The organism is Shewanella sp. MR-4, from assembly GCF_000014685.1.
Classification (GTDB): Bacteria; Pseudomonadota; Gammaproteobacteria; order Enterobacterales; family Shewanellaceae; genus Shewanella.
This window is the reverse complement of the sequence record NC_008321.1, coordinates 3,112,286-3,136,473: the sequence shown is the minus strand read 5'-3', so window position 1 is coordinate 3,136,473 and position 24,188 is coordinate 3,112,286. Positions and strand designations below refer to the sequence as shown.

Below are 24,188 nucleotides of genomic sequence, written 5' to 3'. Positions count from 1 at the left end.
TTGCTGAATATAACAAAGGTAACAAGGAGTCTATTTTGAACAAGATGGTAAACCGTGCCCTGGTGACGTTGGCTTTATTAGGTGCACCTTTAGCGGCGCAGGCAGAAAATATTGCTGTTGTTGATATGGGCGCTGTGTTTGAACAGTTACCTCAACGTGAGCAAATCTCCCAATCTCTGAAATCAGAGTTTGGTGATCGCATGGCTGAAGTTCAGAAAATGCAAGAAGAAATGCGCTCTCTGATGGAGAAGCAGCAACGTGACGGCGCGCTAATGAATGACACGCAAAAAACTGAGCTGGTTCGTAAAATGGAAGCGTTAAAATCTGAATATCAGCTAAAAGGTAAAGCTTTGGATGAAGACTTACGTCGTCGCCAAGGTGAAGAGCAAAACAAACTGTTAGTTAAGGTTCAAAAAGCCATTAACACTATCGCTGAAAAAGAAAAATACGATTTAGTTTTACAGCGCGGTGCCGTCATTTATGTTAAGCCAAATGCTGACATCAGTGGCAAAGTGGTTGAAGCCTTAAGCAAAGGCAAGTAATTGATGAAAAGTGTGACTTTAAAAGAGCTAAGCCTGTTATTAGACGGCGTTGTCCAAGGCGATGAAACGTTAGTGATCAACAGCGTTGCGACACTTGAACATGCCACAGCGGGACAAATCTCTTTTTTAGCCAACAGCAAATACCGTGCTCAGCTTGAGTTAACTCAAGCGAGTGCGGTGTTATTGTCGGCTAAAGATGCGCAGGACTATTCTGGCACTGCGTTAGTAGTAAAAGATCCCTATGTAGGGTTTGCCCGTGTGGCACAGTTGTTAGATACCACGCCTAAGGCGGCCATAGGTATCCATCCTTCGGCACAAATCGATCCTTCCGCCCTGTTAGGTGAAGGGGTGGCTATCGGTGCTAATGCGGTGATCGGCGCCAATGTGATCCTCGGTGAAAACGTCCAGATTGGTGCGGGCACTGTGATTGGTCAAGACTGCATTATAGGTTCAAATACCCGCCTGTGGGCCAATGTGACCCTGTATCACAACGTCCATTTAGGCCAAGATTGTATTATCCATTCCGGCGCGATTATTGGTTCCGACGGTTTTGGTTACGCTAATGAGCGCGGACAGTGGATTAAGATCCCGCAAACTGGTGGTGTGCGCATTGGTGACCGAGTCGAAATCGGTGCTAGCTCAACTATCGATCGCGGCGCCTTGGGTCATACTGAGATCCACAATGGTGTGATCATCGACAACCAAGTGCAGGTTGCCCATAACGATATCATTGGTGAAAATACCGCGATTGCTGGCAGCACCACACTTGCTGGCAGTGTTACTATTGGTAAACATTGTATTATTGGTGGTAATTGCGCGATTGCTGGCCATTTAACTATTGCTGATGGTGTCCATCTTTCTGGCGCGACAAATGTTACTGGCAATATGCGTGAGCCTGGTTTGTATTCTTCTGCGACAGTCGCAATGGAAAACAAAGTATGGCGTAAAAATACAGTTCGCTTCCGTCAATTGGATGAACTGTTCCAACGCGTGAAGACGTTGGAAAAGAATTCAAATACACCAGAGTAATTGCCCTAAGGCAATTTTGAGGAACTAGGTTCGTGTCAAATCAAATGAACACTATGGATATTACGGAGATCCTTAAGTATCTGCCCCATAGATATCCATTTTTATTAATCGATCGCGTTTTGGATTACACCCCAGGTGAGAGTCTCCATGCGATTAAAAACGTGACGATTAATGAACCCTTTTTCCAGGGACATTTCCCTGTTCAGCCTGTGATGCCTGGCGTGCTGATTTTAGAAGCTATGGCACAGGCCACTGGTCTGCTCGCATTTAAGACCATGAGTGACGATGTACCACCTCCTGGTGTGTTGTACTATTTTGCCGGTATCGATAACGCGCGTTTTAGACGTGTGGTTGAGCCTGGCGATCAAATCCATTTTGACGTCAAAATGATTAAAGAGCGCCGCGGAATTGGCGTTTTCTATGGTGAGGCCAAAGTGGATGGTGAAGTGGTTTGTTCCGCTGAAATCATGTGTGCCCGCAGAGAGATTAATCAGTGATAGATACATTAGCGTTTGTGCATCCCGATGCAAAAATTGGTAAAAACGTCACTATAGGTCCATGGAGTTATGTGGGCGCGGGTGTCGAGATTGGCGACGATTGTTGGTTAAGCTCCCACGTAGTGGTGAAGGGCCCAACCATTATCGGTAAAGGCAACCGTATTTTCCAATTCGCCTCTGTGGGTGAGGAATGCCAAGACAAGAAATATGCTGGCGAGCCGACTCGACTCATTATTGGCGATAACAATATTATTCGCGAGCATGTGACCATTCACCGTGGTACGGTTCAAGATAATAGCGAAACCCGTATCGGCTCTAACAACCTGTTTATGAACTACGTGCATATCGCCCATGACTGTGTGGTCGGTAATAACGTGATTATGGCCAACAATGCGTCTATCGCAGGCCATGTGCATGTGGGTGACTGGGCGATTCTCGGTGGTATGACTGGCGTTCACCAGTTTGTGCATATCGGTGCCCACGCCTTTACCGCAGGTTGCTCGTTATTGCTACAGGATGTGCCACCCTTTGTGATGGCGGCGGGACAACCTGCCATTCCTCGTGGCTTAAACAGCGAAGGTATGAAGCGCCGTGGTTTCTCTAAGGAGAGCCAATTAGCGGTACGTCGTGCCTATAAAACCTTATATCGCAGCAGTTTAACTGTTGATGAAGCGATTGAAGCGCTTGCCGAAGATGCGCAGAACGATGAGCAAGTTAAGTCGTTCATTGAGTTTGTTAAATCATCGGGTCGCGGCATTATTCGTTAAGAGTCTTAGACTCTACACTATGCCATTCATAGGCACTGCTCGTAATATTCTGCTTTAGACAATGCCATGGCAGAGATGCGCTGCGGTGCCATTCACTTGTCAGATATGATTGGTTTATGAGCAAAAAATCTCAATTAGTGTTTGCAATGGTCGCCGGAGAACTCTCCGGCGATATTTTAGGTGCAGGTTTAATGGCCGCACTGCAAAAAACACACCCCAACGCCCGTTTTGTCGGTATTGGTGGACCTCGAATGGAAGCCCTAGGCTTCGAATCCCTGTTCGCGATGGAGGAATTAGCCGTGATGGGGATAGTCGAAGTGCTATCACGCCTGCCACGCTTACTCCATGTGCGCTCATCCCTGATTAAGTCCATCACCGAACTTAAGCCCGATTGCTTTATCGGGATCGATGCACCGGATTTTAATATCGGTCTTGAGCTTAAGTTAAAGGCGCAGGGGATTAAAACCGTTCACTACGTGAGCCCTTCGGTATGGGCATGGCGTCCTAAGCGTATTTTTAAAATCGCTAAGGCCACCAATATGGTGCTGTCGTTATTACCCTTTGAAAAGGCCTTTTACGATAAGCATCAGGTGCCTTGTACCTTTGTCGGCCATACCTTGGCTGACGATATTCCGTTAGAGAGTGATAAGGCGAGCGCCCGTCAGTTGCTTGAGCTCGATCCTGATGCCGAATACCTCGCGATTTTACCCGGCTCACGCGGCGGCGAATTAAAACAATTGGCCGAGCCTTTCGTGAAGGCGGCGCTGCTTATCAAGCAGCAATTTCCCGATATTCGCTTTGTGACGCCTTTAGTGAATCAAAAGCGCCGTGAGCAGTTTGAGCAGGCATTAAAAGCGCATGCGCCGGATCTGGAAATCCACATGGTGGAAGGCAAATCACGCGAAGTGATGGCTGCTGCCGATGGCATTTTACTGGCGTCGGGTACGGCAACCTTAGAAGCTATGCTGATCAAGCGTCCAATGGTGGTGGCGTATCGAGTGAGTCCGCTGACCTATCAGATTGCGAAAACCATGATGCAAGTGAACCGTTTCTCCCTGCCGAATCTTTTAGCGGGGCGAGACGTGGTGCCCGAGCTTATTCAGCATGATTGCACGCCAGAGAAGATTGCCGCTGCGGTTGGCGTTGAGCTGAACCGCGACTTTGCGCCAATCAAAGCTGAGTTTGAGCGTTTGCACCAAATGCTGCGCTGCGATGCCAGCCAAAAAGCGGCTGAGGCGGTGTTAGCACTGGTCGATGCTAAGGATGTGAACTAATGGCGGTATTTAAGACGTTGACCGACGCCGATATGGCCATCTTCTCAGCAGGTTTAGTGGCGGGCGTGGATGAAGTCGGCCGTGGCCCTCTGGTGGGTGATGTGGTCACCGCTGCGGTGATCCTCGATCCCAATCGTCCCATTGCTGGCTTAAATGACTCTAAAAAGCTTACCGAGAAGCGCCGCGAGGCCTTGTTCGATGAGATTTGTGAAAAAGCCTTAAGCTATCATGTGGGGCGGGCAACACCTTCGGAAATCGATGAGCTGAATATCCTCCATGCCACTATGCTGGCGATGCAGCGCGCGGTTGCAGGGCTTGCTCGTACGCCCGAGTTAGTTTTAGTCGATGGTAATCGCAGTCCGGCGTTTACGCACCAAGGGCTGTCTTTGACCAGTCATAGCATAGTCAAAGGTGATGGCCTGATTGCGAGTATCAGTGCTGCGTCGATTATTGCTAAAGTCACCCGAGACCGGGAGATGGATGCTCTCGATGCAGCTTATCCCCAGTATGGATTTGCTAAGCATAAGGGCTATCCGACTAAGGCGCATTTTGATGCCATCGCCGAGCACGGCGTGTTCGACCAATATCGTAAAAGTTTCAAACCCGTCAAGGCATTACTGGAGCGTTAACACCGATTGGGTGTTTTCATTTCAGCTTGAGAGCGAAGTCACTAGCCCCAGGGCTGTGACTTTGCTAGTCTGCTTTTTTAGTGATTGTTAACCTGCTATTCAAAGATAATTCTAATTATGTCCGATCCTCGTTTTGTGCATCTTCGTGTCCACAGTGACTTCTCTATGTCCGATGGTGTGGCTAAGGTCAAACCCATCCTCGCCCAAGTTGAGGCTAAGGGTATGGCTGCGGTGGCCTTAACGGATCAAAACAACCTCTGCGGTCTGGTCAAGTTTTATGGTGGTTGCCATGGTGCGGGGATTAAGCCGATTATTGGCGCGGACTTTTGGATGCAAGTGCCGGGGTTTGATGACGAGTTTTGTGCCTTAACCATTATTGCGATGAATAATGATGGCTATCAAAATCTCACCCAAATCATCAGCCAAGCCTATCTACGGGGCCATGTGGCTGGGCGGGTGGTGATTGACCAAGAGTGGCTTGTCACCTACAACGAAGGCATTTTATTGCTGTCTGGTGGGAAAGAAGGGGACGTGGGTAAGGCGCTGCTTAAGGGCAACAATACTCAAGTCGAGTCCTTATGCGAGTTTTATCAGCAACATTTTGAAGGGCGTTATTACCTCGAATTATTGCGCACGGGGCGCACCGATGAGGAACGTTACCTGCATATGGCGGTGGGGCTCGCGCAGGAAAAGGGCATTCCCGTGGTCGCCACCAATCAGGTGGTATTTTTAAAACCCGAAGACTTCGAGGCCCATGAGATCCGCGTTGCGATTCACGATGGTTTTACGCTTGCCGATCCCCGTCGTCCTAAAAAATACAGTGAGCAGCAATATCTTCGCAGCGAAGAGGAAATGTGCGAGCTATTTGCCGACATTCCCGCCGCGCTCGAAAATACCGTTGAAATTGCCAAACGCTGCAACGTTACCATTCGCTTATACGAATACTTCTTACCGAACTTCCCCACTGGCGATATGTCGATTGAGGATTATCTGGTTGATTGCTCTAAGAAGGGGCTCGAAGAACGCTTAGAGTTCTTATTCCCCGATCCACAAGTGCGCGCCGAGCGCCGCGGCGAATATGACGAGCGTCTCGATGTGGAGCTAAAAGTTATCAACCAGATGGGCTTCCCCGGTTACTTCCTTATCGTGATGGAGTTTATTCAGTGGGGTAAGGATAACGGCATTCCCGTTGGTCCCGGTCGTGGTTCGGGCGCGGGTTCCCTTGTGGCCTATGCCCTTAAGATTACCGACTTAGACCCCTTAGAATTCGACCTGCTGTTCGAACGATTCCTCAACCCAGAGCGGGTATCTATGCCCGACTTCGACGTCGACTTCTGTATGGATAGGCGTGATGAGGTCATTGACCACGTGGCCGAGCTCTACGGCCGTGAGGCGGTATCGCAGATCATTACCTTCGGTACCATGGCGGCCAAGGCGGTTATCCGCGACGTGGGTCGTGTGCTCGGCCATCCCTATGGCTTTGTGGACCGCATTTCTAAGCTTATTCCGCCAGAGCCAGGCATGACACTCGCCAAGGCCTTTGAAGTGGAGCCTGCGCTGCAGGAGTCCTACGATGCCGATGAGGATGTGAAAGATCTTATCGACATGTGCCGTAAACTCGAGGGGGTGACCCGTAACGCCGGTAAGCATGCAGGGGGCGTGGTTATTGCGCCCACCAAGATCACCGACTTCTCGCCGCTTTACTGCGACGCCGAAGGTAAAAACCCGGTAACCCAGTTTGATAAGAACGACGTGGAAACCGCCGGCTTAGTCAAATTCGACTTCTTAGGGTTAAGAACCCTGACCATCGTCGACTGGGCGCTGGAGATGATCAACAAGGTGGAGGTTAAAAATGGCCGTCCACCGGTGCGGATTGAGGCGATTCCCCTAGACGACCCAGCTTCGTTCCGCTTGCTGCAACGCTACGAAACCACCGCGGTATTCCAGCTCGAATCTCGTGGTATGAAGGATTTGATTAAGCGTCTGCAACCTGACTGCTTCGAAGATATGATCGCACTCGTGGCACTGTTCCGCCCGGGGCCTCTGCAATCGGGCATGGTGGATAACTTTATCGAGCGTAAGCATGGTCGTGAAGAGGTGTCTTACCCTGATTCTCAATACCAGCATGAATCCTTGAAGGAGCTGTTGTCGCCCACCTACGGCATTATTTTGTACCAAGAGCAGGTGATGCAGATTGCGCAGGTGCTATCGGGTTATACCTTAGGTGGCGCGGACATGCTGCGCCGCGCTATGGGTAAGAAAAAGCCTGAGGAGATGGCCAAACAGCGCGGTACCTTTAAAGAAGGGGCGATTAAGAACGGCGTCGACGGCGAGTTGGCGATGAAGATCTTCGACTTAGTGGAAAAGTTTGCGGGCTACGGCTTTAACAAATCCCACTCCGCTGCGTACGCGCTCGTGTCCTATCAAACCCTGTGGCTCAAGACTCACTTCCCGTCGCAGTTTATGGCGGCGGTAATGTCTGCCGATATGGACAACACAGACAAAATCGTCACCCTAGTGGATGAATGTGAGCGCATGGGACTCACCATTATTCCGCCGGATGTGAACAAAGGTCTGTTTAAGTTTACCGTCGATGACGATCTACGCATCGTTTACGGCATCGGTGCCATCAAAGGTGTGGGTGAGGGGCCGGTTGAGTCCATTCTTGAGGCGCGTAAGGACGGCCCCTTTAAAGATTTATTCGACTTTTGCGCCCGTATCGATCTTAAAAAACTCAACAAGCGGGTGATTGAAAAGCTTATCTGTGCTGGCGCCTTAGATGCACTTGGGCCGCACCGCGCCTCTATGATGGCCACCTTGCCCGAGGCGATAAGCGCCGCCGATCAGCATGCTAAGGCCGAGGCCATCGGCCAGCATGATATGTTTGGTCTGCTCAATAGCGACCCTGAGGACAGTAAGCAACAGTTTGTCGAATGCACTCCGTGGCCCGATAAAATTTGGCTCGAAGGGGAGCGCGAGACCTTAGGTCTATATTTAACCGGTCACCCGATTAATCAATATCTTAAAGAGCTTAAGCATTACACCTCTGGGCGCTTAAAGGACGTGCATCCAACCGATCGCGGCAAAACCGTGAAGGCGGCAGGCCTTGTGGTTGCAACCCGGGTGATGCTCACTAAACGTGGCTCGAAAATGGGCCTGTTGACGCTAGATGACAAGAGTGCGCGCCTCGAGGTGATGCTCTTTACCGAAGCCTTTGAGAAGTTTAACTATCTGCTCGAGAAGGACAGGATCCTGATCTGCGAAGGTGAAGTCAGCTTCGATGATTTTGCCGGTGGCAACCGCATGACGGCGCGCAATATTATCGATATCAGCGAGGCGCGCAGCCACTTTGCCAGCGCCTTAGAAATCGATTTAGACGCATCGCAGTTAAATCCAAGCGTGCTCGAAAGTATCGAGCAATCGATAAGCCCGTGGCGCAACGGTGCCGTGCCCGTGGTGATTAACTACAGTCAAGCGCAGGCCAAGGGCCAATTTAGGTTGGCGGAACATTGGCGAGTCAACCCCAGCGATGAATTGGTGTTTGCCCTTGAGAGCCTCTTGGGGCCAAATAAGGTGCGGATCTTGTTCCCCTAATCGATAACCTGACAAAGGCTTGGGGTTAGCTAGGGATAATTGAGCATCTGCGAGTGATGGATTTTATAGGGTGAGAGCAATGGTGGCGGTGGATCTTTGTGCCCATATAGCGCGATTTTTAGCGAGCTTACCTCTGCAAACGGGGAGCAAGTTAGTCCTCGCTTACAGTGGCGGCGTCGATTCCGAAGTGCTCGCCTACGGTTTGAGTGAATTCGCCAAACATCACCCCGAGTTACATTATCAATTGATTTATGTGCACCATGGCTTGAGCCCTAATGCCGATGCTTGGGCCAAGCACTGCCAAACTCGCGCCGCCAGTTACGGTTTGCCTATCACAGTCGAGCGGGTGCAACTGACCCTAGGGCCGAGAGTGAGTGTTGAAGCCGAGGCGCGAAGAATGCGTTATCAGGCGATATTACAGCACCTTAAGCCTCAGGATGTGCTGCTGACCGCCCACCATGAAGACGATCAACTCGAGACGATTCTCCTCGCCCTCAAACGCGGTCAGGGCCCCAAAGGATTAGCCGCCATGGGGCAAATCCAAATGCTCTCTCTCGGCGAGAAGGGGACTTGCTTGCAGGCTCGGCCCTTGCTCGATATTAGCCGTGAGCAGATTGAAGTTTTCGCTCAAACGCGGCAGTTAGTGCATATCGAAGATGAAAGTAATCAAGACGATAAATACGATCGTAACTTTTTACGCCTCGAGATTATCCCACGCCTAAAAGCGCGTTGGCCCAGTATTGCCACTACCGCAAGCCGCAGCGCCCAGCTCTGCGCCGAGCAGCAGGCCATAGTGGATGCCGAGGTGAGTGAGCGTTTACCTAAGCTGTTAACCGAGGCGTCCTTTACCCAGCAAACCGTGCTTAAGCTTGATGCGCTCTCTACGCAAACCAGCGAATGGCAAGGATTACTGCTGCGGGGTTTTATCGAATCCCAAGGCTTTGCATTGCCTTCCTATGTGCAGCTGCAGCAAATTCTGCAGCAGTTAATGGGAGCAAAAGAGGATGCCAAAGTGCAGATCCAAATTGGTGACTGTGTGCTGCGCCGCTTCGCTGGGATGCTTTATCTGGATACGGTAAGCACTGTATCCGCCGCGCCGCGAATCACAGCGCGTAAACTGCATCATGATATTCAGGCTTTACTGACTCAAGCATCAACAATGGTTGAAGACAAGATTGCGCCATTTACCTTGGCTACAACTGGCCCTCGGCTGCGTTTACCCAATGCGGATGAGGTGGTGAGCCTGCGTTATCAGTTGCCGGGGCAATTTCGCTGTCAGCCGCATTTTCGTGATAAGGGCCGTGAGCTTAAAAAACTCTGGCAAGAATGCGCTGTGCCGCCATGGTTACGTGCCGATGTGGGGTTCTTGTTCTATAACGAGCGTTTAGTGATGGTGCTGGGGCTTTGGGTCGAAAAGCCATTTTGTGCCCAAGGGGATGATGTCGGGCTTAAGTTTGATGGGCATGCAATCGGATAGCAAAGTCTATTTGCCATGCTTTATCGCAAGTGAATAGCATCCATGCTCGATTAAGATAGTTGGGTTGGGCTTAACTTGTAGCAATTACGGCCAGAGGCTTTGGCTTGATACAAGGTTTTATCCGCTTGCTCATAGAGTTGTTCGGCTTCCATGGTGTCGCTCGCCTCAGCCGCCCCGAGACTGCTGCTGACGCCAAATTGATGGAAGCTCGCATGGGTATTGGTCGCCGTGACAATACGCTCGCACAGTAATCCTGCCGCATGAATGTTACCTTGCACTATTACCACAAACTCGTCGCCACCAATGCGGAAGGCTTGATCCGTACTGCGTATACTGCTGCGGATAATCTCACCGAATTCCTTCAAAATATAATCACCGCATTTGTGGCCATATTTATCGTTAAGTTGCTTAAAATTGTCTAAATCCAATACGATAAGCGAAACGGCGCCTTGTTTTCTGTGGGCTCTGGCGACTGCGTTTTTCAAGCTTTGGCTGTAATAGTGACGATTGCCTAAACCCGTTAGGGAATCGAACATTGCCTGCATCGACATTTCTTGATATTGCATGGCATTTAATAATGGCTGTAGCAACAAGGGCTCAATCTCTTGCAAGATGAGTGTTTGTGATGGCGTCAGCGGCGTCAGTAGTTGATACTGCAGAGTGAGTGGAGTGCCACTGCAAATGAGCTGCCGTTTAAGACTGATCCCATAGCGTTTGCCCCAGCTTAATTTATATTGCTCTGCTTGCAGGCGTACTCCTTGAATAGGCAAATGTTGCCCCAGCACTTTGCCGTAGCAGGCAAAGACTGTCCGCGGATCTAAGCTAGCGTGAAGTTGCTGGATCACTTGAACTAAATCCAGTGGCGTGGATGCTGGACTATATGCCTCTGTTTGGTAGTTATAATCGTCTGGATACAAGGTTGTCGCTAAGCCAAAGTCCATTATGTTTACCCCAGCAAATGAAATGGCGATAAAAACTATAACCTTAGTTAAGCAATATATGTGCCGTGTTGTTTATTAATAAAATTTGTCTTTGTATGTCACTCAGTTAAGCTTAAAGCGCATTCCCATTTTTTGACACGCCAGTAATTTGACAGGAGTTACCTCACCGATGGAGCATGGTTTCTTGATCCAAATACTGCTGATGCTGGTGATTGCGATCATCGCGATTGCGTTGCTACGACGTATCGGTTTGCCAGCAATTTTGGCGTATTTATTGACGGGTGTGCTCAGTGGTCCGAGCGGTTTTCACTGGTTTACCCAGCAACAAATGCAGTCTGTCGCCGAGCTTGGGGTCGTGCTGTTGATGTTTACCTTAGGACTCGAGTTTTCGGTGCCTCGCCTGTGGGCGATGCGCAGAACCGTATTTGGGTTAGGCAGCGCGCAGGTGCTAGTGACCACAGTGTTGACTATGTTGGTTGCGTTGGCTTGTGGCCAGAATTGGATTGAATCTCTGGTTATCGGCGCGGCGATTGCACTTTCCTCCACGGCCATAGTGCTGAAACTGCTCAATGAGCAGGGCTGGCTAAGGCGCCGTCATGGCGAGTTGTCGGTCAGTGTGTTGTTATTTCAGGATTTAGCCGTTGTACCTCTGCTGATCTTACTGCCATTACTCGGGCAGAATGACGAACCCTTAATGCTAGCGGCAATCGCCTTGGCGCTGCTAAAGGGGATTCTGGCTTTTTTCTTATTGATGGCCTTAGGCAAATGGGCCTTACCTCGGCTATTTGATGAGGTGGCAAGATCGCGCTCAAATGAACTCTTTGTACTCTCGACGCTGGTGGTGGCTTTAGTTACGGGGGCTTTTACTCAGTGGTTAGGCTTGTCTATGGCGCTAGGGGCCTTTATGGCAGGAATGCTACTTGGCGAGAGCCAGTACCGCCGCCAGCTTGAGGCGGATATTCGGCCGTTTCGCGATTTACTCATGGGGCTGTTTTTTATCTCCATCGGCATGATGCTGGATTTCGCACTCGTTATTCAATTTTGGTGGCAGATTTTACTTATTCTGCTGGCGGTAGTCGTTGGCAAGGCACTGATTATCCATGGCTTATTGCGATTGGTCGGAGAGCCTTTCCGGATTGCCATCAGCACGGCCTTGAGTCTGGCGCAGGTCGGTGAATTCAGTTTTGTGGTGTTAGCCCTTGCCGTGAGTTATGGACTATTGAGTAACGAGACCAGCACTATGTTGGTGATGGTTGCGGTATTGTCTATGAGTATTGCCCCTTGGTTGGTGCGCCACAGTGTGGACATTGCCAAGTGGCTATTGGGGATCCGCCAGTCTGGGCATGTGGATGAAGTGGTGCCGATTGTTACCGATGATCATGATCTGGTGCTGATTTTAGGTTACGGCCGCGTTGGGCAAACCATAGCTCGGTTTTTAAAGACAGAAGCCGTGCCCTATTTAGTGCTCGATCTTGACCCCACTAGGGTGTCTGAGGCGCGCCGCGCGGGAGAGCCGATTTATTTTGGCGATGTGTGCAAGCGGGCGATCCTCAAACAGGTGGGGATTAAACATGCCAAAATGATCGTTATCACCTTCTGTGAGACCCGCAGTTTAGAAGAAGCTTTACCCCTGTGTAAGCAGTTGGCACCCGACGCTAAAATCTTGGTCAGGACCCGTGATGATAGCGAGTTAGATATGCTGCAAAAAGCGGGGGCGAATCAGGTGATCCCCGAATCATTAGAGGGCAGTTTGATGTTGGTCTCGCAGGTGCTGCATCAATGTGGTGTGCCGCTGGCGCGGATCCTAAAGCGGCTAGAGTCTGAGCGGCGCAATCATTACCAATTTTTACACGGTTTCTTTTCGGGAACCGAAACCGACTTTACCTTAGAGTCGCTGCACGCCGTGTTGTTACACCGCGGTGCCGATGCAGTGGGTAAGCAAGTGGCGGATATCGATTGGGAACTGTTAAGGGTAGAGTTGAGGGCAATTCGACGTAGCGGTCAGGAAATTGAACATCCCGCATCGGATTGGATATTTCGTGCAGGGGATATATTGCTGATTGTGGGTAAGCCAAGAAGATTAGAAAAAGCGGAAGCGAAATTATTACATGGCTAGGGCGTGTTGACGTTTCAGGGTTATTTTTGCAGCAATGTGGCTGGCTTTTATGCAAGGCAAAGTCCGTGCAGTGTAGTTATTCTACATAAACGGACGATAACGCAGCAAAAAAGCCAGCCAAATGCTGCCCGAAGGGTTCGTCTGGCAAGCCCTTGCTCTTTGTCACTCGTCATTTGAGTAGAATAACTACACATCATTCCTCGTTTCGCGAGCACGTGCTTGCCAGAACGAACAAAATTTAATCTCGAAACATCAACACGCCCTAGTAGAGTTTACGACTAGGTAAAAAAACGAGAATTCCCAAAAGACACCAATAAAAAATGCCGACACTGAGTCGGCATTTTTGTATGTAAACTTGTTGTTAATTAATCCCTTACGGGAGTTTAATTACAGAACAACAACGTTCGCAGCTTGAGGACCTTTTTGACCTTGTTCGACTTCGTAAGAAACCTTTTGGCCTTCGGCTAAAGTTTTAAAGCCTTCAGATACGATTGCGCGGAAGTGAACGAATGCGTCAGCGCCACCGTTATCAGGGGAAATAAAACCAAAACCTTTGTCTTCGTTAAACCATTTTACTATACCAGTAGTTTTAGACATGAATGTCTCCAAATTTCTATCAAAAAATAATTCGCAACAATGCGGGAGTTTAGCCAGAAATAGAATTATTTACATTGATGATAAGTTATGAGTGGAAAGCTTCATGACAGCAAACAAATTACAGGGTGCAGCGAAGGTTTTCAAAAACATAATATTGCTTATAAATAGGTCTGACTCACAGGCCAGGACGCAGAATAGCATACACTGACTTTTTGTATAGCTTTATTTTTAATAAGGGCATTTACATTTGGCAGTCAAAGAAAAGTTATTGAAAAAAATAAATATTTTTATTGTACGTATTCATGAGGATAGCAGGTGGTTCCCTCCGGAAGTCCTAGGTGAAAATAATTTATTAGCCCAACCCTGTGTGGCAATAAAATTGGTTTTAATCATCTAGCGGGGGAATTGGTTCATTGTCATCTTTTGTCACTTTATTAAATTGTTGTTAATTTTTGGTGGTGATATTGTTTGCTCTCGGGATATTGTCCCATTGATGTTGAGAATAACGACCAGTGGAGCGTGAATATTGAAAACGGTATTAAAACGAATCGGACTTGGCACTCTTGCCTTAGTGCTGTTGCTCGGGGCGCTTGCCGCCCATGAATGGTATGCGAAAAAGCCTTTTTTCTTCCGTGCATTTTTAGATAGAAGCATGGTGAAAATGGCCTTTGAAAGTCCCGAGACCTTGACCTCTTTGGGATTTTTAGAATCCGTTGGCATCACAGGCCACAATGCCTTGCTCGACGATGATAGCCCCGCGGCCATGGATAAAACCTTTACCCAAGTCCGCGCCTTAAGGGATACTTTACTCAGCTACCAAGATACCGATCTGGATGATAATCAGCGTATATCTAAGGATATCGCCCTGTATCTGGCGGATTTTGCCTTGGCCTCTGAACCCTATCGCTACCATAATTATCCGGTGAATCAATTGTTTGGTGTGCAAAATGGTTATCCAAGCTTCATGCAGGCCCAGCACCAAGTTCACTCGGTTGAGGATGCGGAAAACTACCTATCACGCTTAATTGCTGTGAAGACTAAATTTGGCCAAACCTTAGAAGGACTAAAGCTTCGAGAGGCTAAGGGCATTATTCCGCCTAAGTTTGTGATTGAGCGGGTGCTAACCGAGATGAATGACTTCATCAACGCGCCCGTCGAAGACAATATTCTCTACAGCTCCTTTAAGACTAAGCTCGCCGACACGCAAATCAGTGCCGATGAACAGGCGCGTTTGCTCGCGCAGGCAAAAGCCAATATCGAGTCCGACGTTAAACCGGCATATCGACTCTTTATCGATTATTTCACGGCGTTACAAGCCAAAGCGGGCACGGACGATGGTTATTGGGCTTTGCCGAATGGCGATGTGGCCTACGAGCAGTTGCTGAAGTTTTTTACCACCACAAATTACAGCGCCGATGAAATCCATGCTAAGGGATTAGCCGAGGTGAGCCGTATTCAGGACGAAATCATGACGATTTTGGCCGCACAGGGATACGACACCAGCCAAGGATTTTCGGTGGCAATCGAAGCGCTGGCCGCCGATCCAAAATTCTATTATGAAGACTCAGATGCGGGCCGAGCGCAGATCTTAGTGGATTACCAAAAAATCCTCGATGAAGTGAATGCGGGCTTAGACAATGCCTTCCGTATTCGCCCGAAAGCGGGAATGGAAGTGGTGCGCATTCCTGAATTTAAAGAGAAAACTGCACCGGGCGCTTATTATCAGCAGCCGGCGATTGACGGTAGTCGTCCGGGACGTTTCTACGCCAACCTGTTCGACATCAAAGCCACGCCTAAATACGGCATGCGTACTTTGGCTTACCATGAGGGCATCCCAGGGCATCACTTCCAAATCGCGGTGGCGATGGAGTTGGAAGGACAACCGCTGATCCGCAAGATGGCGCCGTTTACGGCCTATATCGAAGGTTGGGCACTCTATTCTGAACGTTTAGCCTGGGAACTCGGTTTTCAGCAAGATCCCTTCGACAATATCGGTCGCTTACAGGCGGAGCTGTTTCGGGCCGTGCGTCTGGTTGTGGATACGGGGATCCACCACAGTCGCTGGACCCGTGAGCAAGCCATTGACTATATGAAACAAAACACCGGTATGTCCGACCGCGACGTGACCGCCGAAATCGAGCGTTATATCGTTATGCCTGGCCAAGCGACGGCCTATAAGGTGGGCATGATGAAAATTCTCGAGCTGCGGGAAAAAGCCAAACAAGCCCTAGGTGATAAATTCGATTTACGGGATTTTCACGATGTAGTGCTGAAAAATGGTGCCGTTCCCTTAGATATTCTAGAAAAATTAGTGGACCGTTATATCGCCGAAAAACGCAGCCAAGCCTAAGTTTGCATGAGCTAACGACCCGCAGGTGATCCCTGCGGGTATGTTATCCGGCTCTCGTATGTGAGTCCTATTCTGGCTTTCCCCATTCGGTTTCAATACAATTCTCCCTTACACGTTGATAAATGCCTTAGACAATCATGGTTTATTGTCCGTCGAGGTATTTTTGAGTTTCAAGGTTTTGCAGATGAATCGCTTGTCCCCCCAAGAGCCAATCCAATTGACTCAAACGGCTATTGAGTCCTTATTCACGCCGCCGACACTGATGCGCGCCCGTGATTATGTGATGCAGGGGAGGGTGTTAAGCGCGAAAGCCAATGCCGATTTTCGCCATATCGAAGGCACAGTCACGGGCACGGAAACCACGCCCTATCGTCAGGATATTCGTCTGGTCAGTGTCAATCATAAGCTAGTGATGAATGGCTTTTGTTCCTGCCCCGCCAGCGGCAATTGCAAGCATATGGCCGCGGTGCTCTACAGTCTGCTTACGGATAAGACCGTTGAGGACCAACGTATCGCCCAGTGGTTACACCTACTCGATGAAGCCGATGATCCCAATGTGAATGATGTCGAATCCCTCTACGATGACAGGGTGCTGTATATCCTTTCAAAGGACGATAACGGGGTGTTTATCGAGCTTAGGCGCGGCAAGCTTGGCAAGAAGGGTGGTTACAACAAGGGCACTAAGATTGCGCTCTCGGACGTGCAATATTATATGCCCGCTTGGATTGGCGCCGAGGATGTGCTGATCTTAAATCTTATCATGTCGACCAGACGCCACGGCGCTTCGCGCCTGTATCTTAAGGCGCAGTTAGGGGCGGTAGCGATTGAGAAAATGCTCGCCACCGAGCGCTGCTTCTGGGAGGAGAGCCGCCTCGCATTAACCGCGGGCGAGGCCATTACACCGCAATTTCTCTGGCAAGATATCGACAGCGAGCACAAGCAAATGCGCCTAGTCTTGCCCGAGCGGGATAACTGGGAACTCGTGCCGACAGAGCCGCCTTACTATATCGAACTGGATTATTTTCACATAGGCCTTATCGATACCGACATTAGCGTCGATAAGCTGCGGCTACTTAGCCAAATGCCGCCCGTGCCGAGCACCCAGGTTGAACTGGTGAGCCATCGACTGATCAAGCATTTTTCGGCGCGCACTGTGCCGCCGCCAAGTGCGATTGATTTTGTTGAGCTAAGAGATAAGTTACAGCTTCGTTTGACGCTTAAGGTTGTCCCCGCAGGCACAATGCCACCTGGCAGCGCTCTGTCATCTGCAACGGAGACCCGCATCGCCCAGCCGTATCTGGCGCTGGAGTTTGTCTACGGAGATCTCGTCTTAAGTGGCAATGCCGCCAAAGAAGCATTAACCCTAGTGACTCAAGGCGGCACCACCTATCAGATAAACCGCGCGCTTGAAGAAGAGCTGCAAGCCGTATCAAAGCTGCAAACCCTTGGCTTTAGCCGCTTTTCCTTGGAGGGCGCTGCAAATGGGGCTTCCCTTTGGAGCTTAGGTCACTTGCCCGATGCGATTCGGGAATGGCTAGCGTTTATCGATGAAGAAGTCCCAAGATTACAAACTCAAGGCATAGAGGTGCGATTGGCCCCAGAGTTTAGCCTTAAGGTGGTCGATACGCCGTTAACGGTTGAGCTGGATGACAGCCAAGAGGGCTGGTTCTCCCTGTCGTTGCATGCCGATATCAATGGTCAACGCTTGCCTATGTTGCCGCTGGTGGCAACTTGGTTAAAACAACATGGCGAGCCCGCCGATGATGCTGAGTTATTGCTACCCAGCCCCTCTGGCGAATGGCTTAAAATTAAAGCCAGTGTTATCAAACCTTTAATGAGCATTATTCAAGAGTTGTTTGAGCAGCATCGCGGCCACAGTATCGCCATACCTAAGTACCGTGCGCATTTACTCAATGAGTTAGCCGAAAGCGAGATTAGCCTGCTCAATGGTGAAAGGGTGCGTCAGCTCGCAACAAAGTTAGCCGAATTTAATGGTGTGGTTGCGGTCAGTGCGCCGACAGGACTGAATGCACAGCTGCGGGCTTATCAGCAGCAAGGCCTAAATTGGCTTTGTTTTTTAAAGGAATATCAACTCGGCGGCATCTTAGCCGACGACATGGGGCTTGGAAAAACCATTCAAACCTTGGCGTTTCTGTTAAAGCAGCAGGAGGCTAAATCAGCAGGGCAGCCAAGATTGCCGAGCCTGATTATTTGCCCAACCAGTTTAGTGGGGAACTGGGCGAAGGAGGCGGCCAAGTTTGCGCCGTCGTTAAGTTTGGCGGTGATCCATGGCGCCCAGCGTGGGCCGCTGTTATCGCGATTAAGCGAGTTTGATGTCGTCGTCACAACTTATCCCCTTATGGTGCGGGATTACGATTATTACCAGACTCAGCCGTTTGAGCATATAGTGCTCGATGAGGCGCAGCAGATTAAAAACGCCCAAGCCAAAGTGAGCCAGCAAATTAAGGCGTTGCAAGCGCCGTTTAGACTCTGCCTTACCGGCACGCCCCTTGAGAATCATTTAGGTGAACTCAAGTCATTGATGGATTTTTGTTTACCGGGACTCTTGGGAACAACCGCCTATTTTAATAAGGCGTTTCGCTATCGGATTGAGCGTTATGGCGATGGCGAGCAGGCGAAGGTGTTGAGTCAACGCATCGCCCCCTTTGTGTTAAGGCGCACCAAGGCCGAGGTAGTGACTGAGCTGCCACCTAAAACCGAGATCTACCAAACCCTAGAGCTTGAGAAAGATCAGCGTAATCTATACGAAAGTATTCGCCTGAGTATGGAGAAAAAAATTCGAGAATTATTTGCAAGCCAAGGCGTGGCGGGCAGTCATATCGAGTTTTTAGATGCCTTGCTCAAATTGCGCCAAGCCTGCTGCGATCCGCGATTAGTCAAACTCGAGCAGGCACAAAAGGTTAAAAATAATGCCAAGTTAAACTGGCTGAGCCAAAACCTGCCGGAAATGGTGCAGGAAGGTCGCAAGATTTTAATCTTCAGCCAATTTACCAGTATGTTGATATTAATTGAGGAATTGCTGCAATCCCTCGACATCGACTACAGCAAACTGACGGGGCAAACTCGGCTGCGTCAGGGGCAAATTGATAAGTTCCAAGAAGGCGATACGCCGGTATTTTTAATCAGCTTAAAGGCGGGGGGCACAGGGCTTAATCTCACTGCGGCGGATACGGTTATCCACTACGATCCTTGGTGGAATCCGGCGGCAGAAAAGCAAGCGACGGATAGGGCGCACCGCATTGGCCAAGAAAATCCAGTGTTCGTTTACAAGCTGATTGCCGAAGGCACGGTCGAAGAGAAAATCCAAGAAATGCAGCAGCATAAGCAAGGTTTAGCGGATAGTATTCTCGAAGGAAAAGGCAAAGGCGCGTGGCAAGGCAGTGCAGATGAATTGCTCTCGCTATTCCACTAGCTGAGCCTAAGGGACGTTAACCGACTAATGGTTAACGCATACAGATCACAATAGTCAGAACACAATAGTACAAGACAGAGGTGACCCATGCAGTACCCAGTCGATACCCATACCCATACCGTGGCATCAACCCATGCCTATAGCACTATCCACGATTATTTGGCGGTGGCGAAGCAAAAGGGGATCCGTCTGTTTGCTACTACCGACCATGGCCCGGCGATGGCGGATGCACCGCATTTTTGGCATTTTGTGAATTTACGCGTGCTTCCGCGTATGGTCGATGGCGTGGGGATTTTACGCGGCATCGAAGCGAACATTAAAAACCGCGAAGGTGAAATCGATTACTTTGGCGATTATTTGTCGCAGCTCGATATTGTGTTGGCAGGGTTCCATGAACCGGTATTTCCGCCTTCGGATAAGGCCACCCATACCGAGGCGATGATCAACGCCATTAAAAGTGGCAAGGTCGATATTATTACCCACCCGGGTAATCCTGCTTATCCCATTGATATTGAAGCTGTAGCCGCAGCTGCTGCCGAATATGGGGTGGCGCTTGAAATCAATAATTCCTCCTTTGAAGTCTCTCGCAAGGGCAGCGAAGCTAACTGCACCGCGATTGCCAAAGCAGCAAAAGAATTGGGGGCCACCTTAGTGATGGGCTCAGATTCCCATGTGGCTTTTAGTCTTGGCGGGTTTGATCGTGCCTTAAGTATTATTGAAGCGGTTGATTATCCAAAGGATAAGCTACTCAACCGCTCGCCGATGGCGCTGCTTAACTTCTTAGCTCAGCGGGGGCATAAAAGCGTTGCCGATTTAATGCCGCTGTTTAGCGACGATATCGCTTGAGGCGCCGACGTTAAGAATGCAAAAGGATATCAAGGCGATGCATGTGCCTAATGGCGAGCCAGAATCAACAATAACAGTATTGTTAACTGGCGCAGATAGCCAACTGTCTAAGGCTTTATTACGAGTGCTTGCCAAGGCGGCAAATAGATTCGATGGCCGCGTCTTTCGTGTGCACGCGCTAAGCCATGCCCAGTTAGATATCGCTGATAAACAAAGTGTTGCCGCTGCCTTTGCCCGCTTTAAACCTGACTGGGTGATCAACTGCGCCGCCTATAATGCGGTCGATAGGGCGGAAACGGCGGCTGAAGAGGCTTATCGTGTCAATAGCCTAGGGCCTGAGTTATTGGCACGCGAATGTGCGCTCACGGGCGCGCGTTTGGTGCATATCTCTAGCGATTACGTATTTAGTGGCGAGCCAGCGGGCGCTGCTGTACAGGCATTAAATCAGAACGGCTTAACCGATAGCCGTTTAATTGAAAGTGGCTTAACTGAACGCGGGTTAACCGAAAGCGCCACGCCTGCGCCCTTATCTGTCTATGGGCAGAGTAAACTCGCGGGGGAGCAAGCGGTGCTGTGCATCTTGGCTGAGCGGGCGATTGTTATTCGCACCGCATGGCTCTACGGTGTCGATGGGCATAATTTTGTGAAAACCATGTTGAGGTTGATGGCTACTATGCCAGAAGGTCAGCCACTTACCGTGATAAACGACCAAATAGGTTCGCCAACATGGACAGATGCGCTCGCACATCTTATTTGGCAGTTGATAGCGAGTCCGTTAAACGTCGGTTGCGGATCTGGATTATTCCATTATGCCGGGCAGGGGCAATGCAGTTGGTATGAATTTGCCCTCGAAATCCAGCGCCAAGCCTTGGCACTGAAGTTATTAGATAAAGCCGTGCCGATTAGCGCCATAGATAGCCTAAGTTATGCGGCAAAAGCGCTTGAGAAAGGTAATAAACTGGCAGCAAGACCCAGTTACAGCGCGCTAAATAGCGGTAGAGTACGCCAGTGCTTAACTGGGCAAAATACAGCATTAACCCATAGCCCCGAGCTGTGGCGTGACTGGCGATGGCAGCTTAAGGCCATGCTTGAGGATTATGCCGCGCAAGTTCATTAAGCGTTATCTCTCAACATAAGTGGTTGTAGATGAAGCTCTTAGTCTTGGTCTAAGGCAAGTGTTAGTTTCAAGTGGCCTCATCTTACTCCGCCGTTTTCTTTCTCATCTTTGCAGTGTTTTCAAGGCTGTGAATACGAATGCAGCCTAGGCAATGTCTCTTTTCAGCGTATTCAGCTTGGCTTAGACTCGACTTATTTAATGTTTATGCCCATGGCGTAAGCCTTGTGCCTGACAGAATTTGTCAGTGCCTTAGTCGATTTTGCTCGATGTATGATGAATTTGTTCTTAATTATCAATTGCTGCCAGTGGCATAATGCCGAAAAGCAAATCGAATACAGGTGGCTAAGTGACAGATAATACAGCGATGGCAGCGCATTTTTCGAAGGCCGATTTACTGCGGGTGGTGAAGATTGCCCATGCGGCAGGCGACGCCATCATGGCGATTTATGCCCAAGAGGACTTTGCCGTTACGCAAAAGCGTGATGCGAGCCCAGTGACGGCGGCCGATTTGGCGGCTCACAAAGTTATTTTAGCCCAGCTTACCGAGCAATTTGCGGGCATTCCCGTGATGTCGGAAGAAGCAGCTGATATTGCCTGGGATGAACGTCAACACTGGCAGACCTATTGGCTGATAGACCCTTTGGATGGCACTAAGGAATTTATTAAGCGAAATGGTGAGTTTACCGTCAATATTGCGCTTATCCATCAAGGTGTTGCTATTGCTGGTGTGGTTTATGCGCCCGTGCTCAATACTGTCTATTTTGGCGCCAAACACTTAGGCGCTTGGCGACGGGATGGGCTGCAAGAGCGAGAGCTTCAGGGCTGTAACTCGCCAAGAGAAGTGCCAATTGTTGTCGGCAGTCGTTCGCATTTAAGCCCTGATGTGGCGGAATATTTAAAGGATTTCGGTCAACATGAGATGTTAAGCGTGGGAAGCTCGCTGAAGTTTTGTATGTTGGCAGAGGGCAAGGCCGATCTCTATCCCAGATTAGGGCCTACAAGCGAATGGGACACGGCAGCTGCGCAGGCTGTGCTGGAAAGTGCAGGCGGCAAAGTGGTGTGTTATGACTCAGGTTTACCCTTAACCTACAATCAAAAACCTGACATATTAAACCCTTATTTTATTGCCACGGCGCCAGGCTGGGCAGAATAACGAACAATGCCAAGGGCGTCTGTACTGACGCCTTGGTCGAATAACAGTGGAGTAAGTCATTCATGATACGCATGGGCATCGATTTAGGTGGCACAAAAATAGAACTCGTCGCCTTAAGTGAGGAAGGTAATGAACTTTTTCGTAAGCGTATCAATACCCCTCGGGATTATCAGGGCACCCTGAATGCCATCGTCGATTTAGTGAATGAGGCCGAAGCGACCTTAGGTGAAAAGGGCACGGTCGGTGTGGGGATCCCAGGAGTCATCTCTCCTTATTCAGGATTAGTCAAAAATGCCAACTCGACCTGGATCAACGGTCATCCCCTCGATGTGAATTTAGGGGAGCTGCTTGGCCGCGAAGTGCGGGTTGCTAACGATGCCAACTGTTTTGCGGTATCTGAGGCCGTCGATGGTGCTGCTGCGGGAAAATCTGTGGTGTTTGGGGTGATCATTGGCACGGGCTGCGGCGCGGGTGTGGCCATTAACGGCAAAGTCCACGCGGGCGGTAATGGCATTGGCGGTGAGTGGGGCCATAATCCGCTGCCTTGGATGACCAAGGAGGAGTTTAATACTACCCGCTGTTTCTGCGGTAATCCCGATTGTATCGAAACCTTTATTTCGGGCACTGGCTTTGTTCGCGATTACAACGAGGCCCTAAGCCGTGCGGTGAATGTCCAAGCAGCGCCCGCGAAATCTGGCACTGAGATCATGGCCTTAGTCGATGCGGGGGATGAAATGGCCATCGCGGCCTTTGATCGTTACATGGATAGACTCGCTCGTTCACTCGCCCATGTGATTAATATGCTGGACCCCGATGCGATTGTCCTCGGCGGCGGCATGTCTAATATTGAGGCGATTTATCCAAGATTACCTGCATTATTAACTCGTTATGTTGTGGGAAGAGAGTGTCGAACGCCTGTCGTACAGAACCTTTATGGCTGCTCTTCGGGTGTGCGCGGCGCCGCGTGGTTATGGGAAAAATAACCCAGTAACGTTACGTTTTCCCTCGTGACAACGCATCGCCTTGGCGATGCGTTTTGCTTTCTTTTGATGTTATGATTGCCCTCCTTTGAACCATTGGGCACTAATGCATGTTTTGGGTTAAGAAAGTTGTCTCTCAGGCAATCATGCCTATTCCATTTATCCTGTTGTTATTACTGCTATCTTTTTGGGTTTGGCGCAAACCTAGATTAGCCAAATGGGCCATAGGCGGTGCGTTTTCGCTGCTCCTAGTGCTCAGCAGCCAATTGAGTGTCGACTATCTCGTTAAACCGCTCGAGACTCAATATCCCATTAATTCCACGCCTATTGCGGGTACCTGTGTGGTAATGGTGTTGGGGTCAGCACACTCGGATATCCCAGGTGCAACGGCGGTACAATCTTTATCGGCGGTCGCCTTAGCGCGGCTAACGGAAGGACTGAGGCAACTCCAATTAGGTCAAGACTGCACTTTAGTGGTCAGTGGTTGGGAGGGCGAGCTAACGCAGCATCCCCACGCCGAAGTGATGGCCAAGGCGGCGGTTGAACTCGGTGTCGATGCATCACGTATCGTTCAATTGCCTCTGCCGCGCGACACGATCGAAGAGGCGCATTATTTTAAAGAACACTTTGGTAATCAAGCCGTGCGATTAGTTACCTCGGCTTCCCATATGCCAAGGTCGATGGCGATCTTTAGCGGTCAAGGATTAACGGCTAGCGCCGCACCGACGGATTTTAGGGCCAGAGACGGTTTCTACTGGCGCTTGACTGCGGATAACTTGCTCGCTTCGCAACGGGCGATACACGAATACATAGGCCGTTTATGGCTCTGGATTAAACAGGAATAAA

18 protein-coding genes are annotated in these 24,188 nt (G+C 49.8%); 16 read left to right on the top strand and 2 right to left on the bottom strand.

Annotation, left to right across the window (positions count from 1 at the left end):
• Positions 1-44: 44 nt before the first annotated feature.
• The 8 genes from SHEWMR4_RS13830 (at position 45) to tilS (ending at position 9,809) form a co-directional block, all read left to right on the top strand.
• Positions 45-542 carry an OmpH family outer membrane protein gene (locus SHEWMR4_RS13830; RefSeq protein ID WP_011623384.1) on the top strand — a complete coding sequence of 166 codons (498 nt, stop codon included), beginning with the start codon at positions 45-47 and terminating at the stop codon, positions 540-542.
• 3 nt (positions 543-545) lie between these two features.
• Complete coding sequence (gene lpxD / locus SHEWMR4_RS13825) at positions 546-1,571, top strand: UDP-3-O-(3-hydroxymyristoyl)glucosamine N-acyltransferase (RefSeq protein WP_011623383.1); 1,026 nt, start codon at positions 546-548, stop codon at positions 1,569-1,571.
• A gap of 32 nt (positions 1,572-1,603) precedes the next feature.
• Entirely contained in the window at positions 1,604-2,068 is a 465-nt protein-coding gene (gene fabZ / locus SHEWMR4_RS13820) for a 3-hydroxyacyl-ACP dehydratase FabZ (RefSeq protein ID WP_011623382.1), read from the top strand.
• The gene (gene lpxA / locus SHEWMR4_RS13815) at positions 2,065-2,835 is read left to right on the top strand and encodes an acyl-ACP--UDP-N-acetylglucosamine O-acyltransferase (protein WP_011623381.1); all 771 of its coding nucleotides are present in this window, start codon (positions 2,065-2,067) and stop codon (positions 2,833-2,835) included. The genes fabZ and lpxA overlap by 4 nt, the downstream gene beginning before the upstream one ends.
• Before the next feature lie 116 nt (positions 2,836-2,951).
• A complete protein-coding gene (gene lpxB / locus SHEWMR4_RS13810; RefSeq protein ID WP_011623380.1) occupies positions 2,952-4,109 on the top strand; it encodes a lipid-A-disaccharide synthase in 1,158 nt (385 codons plus the stop codon).
• Entirely contained in the window at positions 4,109-4,738 is a 630-nt protein-coding gene (rnhB, locus tag SHEWMR4_RS13805; protein ID WP_011623379.1) for a ribonuclease HII, read from the top strand. The genes lpxB and rnhB overlap by 1 nt, the downstream gene beginning before the upstream one ends.
• A 117-nt stretch (positions 4,739-4,855) precedes the next feature.
• Positions 4,856-8,332 carry a DNA polymerase III subunit alpha gene (gene dnaE / locus SHEWMR4_RS13800; protein ID WP_011623378.1) on the top strand — a complete coding sequence of 1,159 codons (3,477 nt, stop codon included), beginning with the start codon at positions 4,856-4,858 and terminating at the stop codon, positions 8,330-8,332.
• A 79-nt stretch (positions 8,333-8,411) separates the two neighbouring features.
• Complete coding sequence (gene tilS, locus SHEWMR4_RS13795) at positions 8,412-9,809, top strand: tRNA lysidine(34) synthetase TilS (protein ID WP_011623377.1); 1,398 nt, start codon at positions 8,412-8,414, stop codon at positions 9,807-9,809.
• Positions 9,810-9,859: 50 nt separating this feature from the next.
• Here the strand turns inward: tilS and SHEWMR4_RS13790 are convergent, their stop codons facing one another.
• A complete protein-coding gene (locus SHEWMR4_RS13790) occupies positions 9,860-10,750 on the bottom strand; it encodes a GGDEF domain-containing protein (RefSeq protein WP_011623376.1) in 891 nt (296 codons plus the stop codon).
• A gap of 169 nt (positions 10,751-10,919) precedes the next feature.
• On the opposite strand from SHEWMR4_RS13790, the gene SHEWMR4_RS13785 reads away from it, so the two are divergent.
• The gene (locus SHEWMR4_RS13785) at positions 10,920-12,866 is read left to right on the top strand and encodes a monovalent cation:proton antiporter family protein (protein WP_011623375.1); all 1,947 of its coding nucleotides are present in this window, start codon (positions 10,920-10,922) and stop codon (positions 12,864-12,866) included.
• Between the two features lie 387 nt (positions 12,867-13,253).
• Here SHEWMR4_RS13785 and SHEWMR4_RS13780 read toward each other — a convergent pair whose 3' ends face one another.
• Positions 13,254-13,463, bottom strand: a complete 210-nt coding sequence (locus tag SHEWMR4_RS13780) for a cold-shock protein (RefSeq protein WP_011623374.1) — start codon at positions 13,461-13,463, stop codon at positions 13,254-13,256.
• Between the two features lie 526 nt (positions 13,464-13,989).
• Here SHEWMR4_RS13780 and SHEWMR4_RS13775 point away from each other — a divergent pair.
• From SHEWMR4_RS13775 to SHEWMR4_RS13745, 7 genes are all read left to right on the top strand, one after another.
• The gene (locus SHEWMR4_RS13775) at positions 13,990-15,813 is read left to right on the top strand and encodes a DUF885 domain-containing protein (RefSeq protein ID WP_011623373.1); all 1,824 of its coding nucleotides are present in this window, start codon (positions 13,990-13,992) and stop codon (positions 15,811-15,813) included.
• A gap of 184 nt (positions 15,814-15,997) precedes the next feature.
• A complete protein-coding gene (locus tag SHEWMR4_RS13770) occupies positions 15,998-19,246 on the top strand; it encodes an SNF2-related protein (protein WP_011623372.1) in 3,249 nt (1,082 codons plus the stop codon).
• Between the two features lie 87 nt (positions 19,247-19,333).
• Positions 19,334-20,092, top strand: a complete 759-nt coding sequence (locus SHEWMR4_RS13765) for a phosphatase (protein ID WP_011623371.1) — start codon at positions 19,334-19,336, stop codon at positions 20,090-20,092.
• Positions 20,093-20,129: 37 nt separating this feature from the next.
• A complete protein-coding gene (gene rfbD, locus SHEWMR4_RS13760) occupies positions 20,130-21,209 on the top strand; it encodes a dTDP-4-dehydrorhamnose reductase (protein ID WP_011623370.1) in 1,080 nt (359 codons plus the stop codon).
• Between the two features lie 346 nt (positions 21,210-21,555).
• Positions 21,556-22,362: a 3'(2'),5'-bisphosphate nucleotidase CysQ gene (gene cysQ / locus SHEWMR4_RS13755; RefSeq protein WP_011623369.1), complete on the top strand. Its 807-nt coding sequence runs from the start codon at positions 21,556-21,558 to the stop codon at positions 22,360-22,362.
• A 62-nt stretch (positions 22,363-22,424) separates the two neighbouring features.
• On the top strand, positions 22,425-23,345 hold the full coding sequence (mak, locus tag SHEWMR4_RS13750; RefSeq protein ID WP_011623368.1) for a fructokinase: 921 nt from the start codon (positions 22,425-22,427) through the stop codon (positions 23,343-23,345).
• A 107-nt stretch (positions 23,346-23,452) separates the two neighbouring features.
• Entirely contained in the window at positions 23,453-24,187 is a 735-nt protein-coding gene (locus tag SHEWMR4_RS13745) for a YdcF family protein (protein ID WP_011623367.1), read from the top strand.
• Position 24,188: the final 1 nt, after the last annotated feature.